The sequence below is a fragment of the Mesorhizobium sp. M1A.F.Ca.IN.020.06.1.1 genome (assembly GCF_004023265.1).
Taxonomy (GTDB): Bacteria; Pseudomonadota; Alphaproteobacteria; order Rhizobiales; family Rhizobiaceae; genus Mesorhizobium.
Map to the genome: position 1 here is coordinate 1 of NZ_RZSR01000577.1, position 3,918 is coordinate 3,918.

The window sequence follows — 3,918 nt, forward strand, 5'->3', positions numbered from 1 at the left end:
CCCAGAAGATCAACGGCATCTGGTACAAGAACGGCACCGGCTGGGGGACCGAGGAAGGCCAGGCACTGACCCGCTTTTCGCTCTATCGCGACATGAAGGTGGTCACCAGCCACGAGCGCATCGTCGGCAGCAAGCGCGTCGTCTGCGACGAATACCGGTCCAACAACACCTGCAAGCGAAGCCACAACGAATACGACTACAACGACACCTACGGCCCGTTCGCGAGCTGGCAGGGCTGCGTCGAAGTGCGTCCCTACCCTTACAATGTCGACGATACGCCTGCGTCCGGGGGGCCGAACAACACCGGCATCGGCGTCGGCGACCCGGCGACAATGTTCGTGCCGATGTTCGCGCCCGACGAACCCGGCAACCACTGGAAGGTGACGCAAGATCCCGACGAGCCGAACCCCGCGACCTACGGCGCCGCCAACAGCTGGTGGAACGACGATCCGTCGAGCACCACCGGCAAGACGCGCCAATCCAATATGGCCAAGTATTTCATGCCGCGGCCGATCAATGCGCCGGTGCTGGCAACGGGCGCCGGTCCCAACTACAGCTGCACCACGACGCCGGTCACGCCGCTCACCGACGTCACCACCGCGGACGGGCTGGCCGCGATCAAGGCGGCTGTCGACCTGATGCAGCCCAACGGCAACACCAACGTGCCGGAAGGCATGGCCTGGGGCTGGCGCACCGTGTCCAGCACGGCGCCCTTCACCGAAGGGCGGCCGGAGACCGAACGCGGCAACGACAAGGTCGTCATCGTGCTCACCGACGGGGAGAACACCTATTCGACGGTGAACTCCGATCCGGCCGGCAACAAATCGACCTATGCGGCCTACGGCTATACCGGCGTCGGCTACAAAGGCACCTCGGTCACCCGCCTGTTCGGCGGCACCTCCAGCGACATCGGCCAGTTCAACTATTCCTCGGGCAACTACACCAACGCGCTCAACGAGCAGATGGCCAAGCTCTGCGACCACGCCAAGGCGGCCAACATCATGGTAATGACGGTTGCGCTCGACATGTCCTCGACCGACGCCGGCGACAAGCAGGCGATGGACGCCCTGAAGACCTGCTCATCCGACTCCCGCTTCCGCAAGGATCCCGCCGACCCCAGCAAGCCCGCCAAGCTTTTCTGGAATGCAACCGGCGCGACGCTGTCCGACAATTTCAAGGAGATTGCGAACGAGCTATCGAATTTGCGCGTGGTGGGGTAAGGGACATAAACTGACGCCGGCGCGCCAGAAGCGAAAAGGCAGGATCAGGGGCTTGATTTCAGATAGTATTCTCTTTCCCCTTCATCGGAGGATGCTGAGATGCTGTCAGACCTCGCGAAACTCATCGAGCAGGATCATTTAGCCCTGGATGCCTTCGTCAAGGGCAATCCCGAACCATTGAAAAGTCTCTTCTCACAACGGGATGACGTCGTCATCGCCAATCCATTCGGCCCGCCGGCAAAAGGATGGAAGAAGGCTGCCGAAACGATGGACCGTGCCGCTACCAACTACCGAGACGGAGAGGTTATCGGCTTCGACCGAATTTCCGAGTACGCAACGACGGATTTGGGTTACATCATCGAGATCGAGAGGGTCCGATCCAAGGTCGGCGGCAGCGACAAGCTTGTTCCGATCGCACTTCGAACCACCACTATATTTCGGCGGGAGAAAGGCGCGTGGAAGATCGTCCTTCGTCATGCTGATCCTATAACCTCGCCTCGTCCGGCAGCCTCGATCGTCGGTGAGTAGAAAGGCTACCAAAGCCTGCGGCGCTGCCCGCCCTGGCGCAACGACCGACGCCGGCAAGTCCCTTGCGCTCGTGCGCGGCACAAGGCACATGTCCGTACCCGCCGGCATCGGACCTTCCCTGCCGCAGGTGCTGGAGATCGAGCCATGCCCGACGCCGCCAACCATTTGACTTTCGCGCTGATCTGCCTCGGCATGGTGCTCACACCCGGCCCGAACATGATCTACCTGATCTCGCGCTCGCTGTCGCAAGGACCGAGGGCCGGGCTGATCTCGCTGGGCGGCGTGGCGCTGGGCTTCCTGTTCTATGTGGTGTCCGCGGCCTTTGGCATCACCGCGCTGATCTTCGCGGTGCCTTATGCCTATGACGCGCTGCGCTTTGCCGGCGCGCTTTACCTGCTGTGGCTCGCCTGGCAGGCGCTAAGGCCCGGCGGCCGCTCGCCATTCCAGGTGCGCGAGCTGCCGAAGGACAGGCCGCGCAAGCTGTTCGTCATGGGGCTGATGACCAACCTGCTCAATCCGAAGGTGGCGGTGCTCTATCTGTCGCTCTTGCCGCAGTTCATCAACCCGGCCAAGGGCCATGTGCTGTCGCAGCTTCTGGTGCTCGGCGTGACGCAGATCTCGATCAGCCTGACCGTCAACGCCATGATCGCGGTGACGGCGGGCTCGATCGCCACCTTCCTCGCCGGACGGCCGTTCTGGCTAGTCGTCCAGCGCTGGATGATGGGCACGGTGCTGACGGCGCTGGCTTTGAAGATGGCGACCGAGGCGCAGCGCTGAGATCGGATGATCAGGGCTATGGCTGTTATCCGCTGAAGGCCTGCTTCAAAAACGTGTGGACGTCGCTTGCCGATTTTTCGGCCGCAGCTGCGTTGTACTCCACCCGGTGGCCATACTGCTCGGTGCCCGTCTTGAATGACCGGGAGGCAAAGGCGTGGCGAGCGCCCTTGAAGACATCAAGCTGCACGGCGCTGCCCTTGCCGCTGCGCTGCGCCATCATTTCCCGGCAATTTTTGGCGGGGGTCCAATCGTCGAGCTCGCCGATCAGGATCAATGTCGGGACCGCCACGTCGCCATTCGTAGCCGAACAATTCGGATAGTAATTGACAGCCGCCTTGAACTTGCGATCCATCAGCCGCTCGGCGCCGCCAAGTTGCACGGCCGCGAGCGTTGCGATCCCACCGGCGGAGAACCCCATCAACGCTGTGCGCTGCGGGTCGACGAAACTCAATTTCGACAGGAACTCCAAGGCGCCGTAGGCGTCATAAACGCGATCAGCAAACAGGCTGCCATCGGCGAGCAGGCCGTGATCACACGTCTCGCGAACACCGCGCGTGCTGAAGCTGTCGACAACGAGTACGACGTAACCCCAGGAAGACAATCGCTGCGACCAGGTTTTCTCTACAGTTGGGAATAGGCCCGAACATCCATGGAGAACGACGACCGCCGGGAACGGCCCCTCACCCGGCGGTCGCGTCAGATACCCATTCAATGGCGTGCCAGGAATGGCCTGGAGCGCTCGCCCGTTTTGTTGCGCAATGCGCTGCTGAAACGGCGTCGGCTTCACGGCCGCGCTTTCAAAGTGCGCCAACTCGTCAGCGTTGGCACGCGTAGTATCAATGCAGCCGACAGCCCAAAGCCCGGCCACGAATGCCGCCCCCTTGAGCGACCTCAAGAACATCTTCATGAACCAGGCTCGGTAAACCGTTTCGGGCCGTCTGCTTTGTTCGAGCCGGCGCGGCCTACATCGGCCGGCGGATGGGCCGGATATCCTGCGGCTCCACCACCTTGCGATAGAGATGCCAAGTCGCGTGGCCGAGGACCGGCATGACGACGGCAAGGCCGGCAAACAGCGGGATCGAGCCGATCACCAGCAGCACCGCGACCGTCAGGCCCCAGAGCGCCATCTGCAGCGGGTTGACTATTACGGCGCGCGCCGAGGTCTCGATCGCGGAGACGGCGCCGACGTCGCGGTCGAGCAGCAGCGGGAAGGCAATCACGGTGGTGGCGAGCACCACGACCGCGAAGACGAGGCCGGCAGCGTTGCCGAGCAGGATCAGCGTCCAGCCCTTGCCGGTCGTCAGCACGTCGCGCAGGAAGGTTCCGACGGAGGCGGGCGGCTCGGCGCCGAACAGGCTGGTGTAGATCGACTGCGCGGTGAACAGCCACAGAA

At 62.9% G+C, this 3,918-nt stretch carries 4 protein-coding genes and 1 pseudogene; 3 read left to right on the forward strand and 2 right to left on the reverse strand.

Features of this window, described 5'->3' with window-relative positions; translation table 11 throughout:
- The 3 genes and pseudogenes from EOA60_RS22620 to EOA60_RS22630 all read left to right on the forward strand — a co-directional run.
- A pseudogene (locus EOA60_RS22620) lies at positions 1–1,220 on the forward strand (VWA domain-containing protein); the annotation flags it as partial.
- Positions 1,221–1,319: 99 nt separating this feature from the next.
- On the forward strand, positions 1,320–1,748 hold the full coding sequence (locus tag EOA60_RS22625) for a DUF4440 domain-containing protein (protein ID WP_095824830.1): 429 nt from the start codon (positions 1,320–1,322) through the stop codon (positions 1,746–1,748).
- Positions 1,749–1,892: 144 nt separating this feature from the next.
- On the forward strand, positions 1,893–2,525 hold the full coding sequence (locus EOA60_RS22630; protein WP_095801158.1) for a LysE family translocator: 633 nt from the start codon (positions 1,893–1,895) through the stop codon (positions 2,523–2,525).
- Positions 2,526–2,550: 25 nt separating this feature from the next.
- Here EOA60_RS22630 and EOA60_RS22635 read toward each other — a convergent pair whose 3' ends face one another.
- Together EOA60_RS22635 and EOA60_RS22640 are read right to left on the reverse strand one after the other, a co-directional pair.
- Entirely contained in the window at positions 2,551–3,432 is an 882-nt protein-coding gene (locus tag EOA60_RS22635) for a dienelactone hydrolase family protein (RefSeq protein ID WP_245479159.1), read from the reverse strand.
- 55 nt (positions 3,433–3,487) lie between these two features.
- On the reverse strand, positions 3,488–3,918 hold a 431-nt coding region (locus EOA60_RS22640), incomplete at its 5' end, for a DUF2189 domain-containing protein (protein ID WP_128311929.1).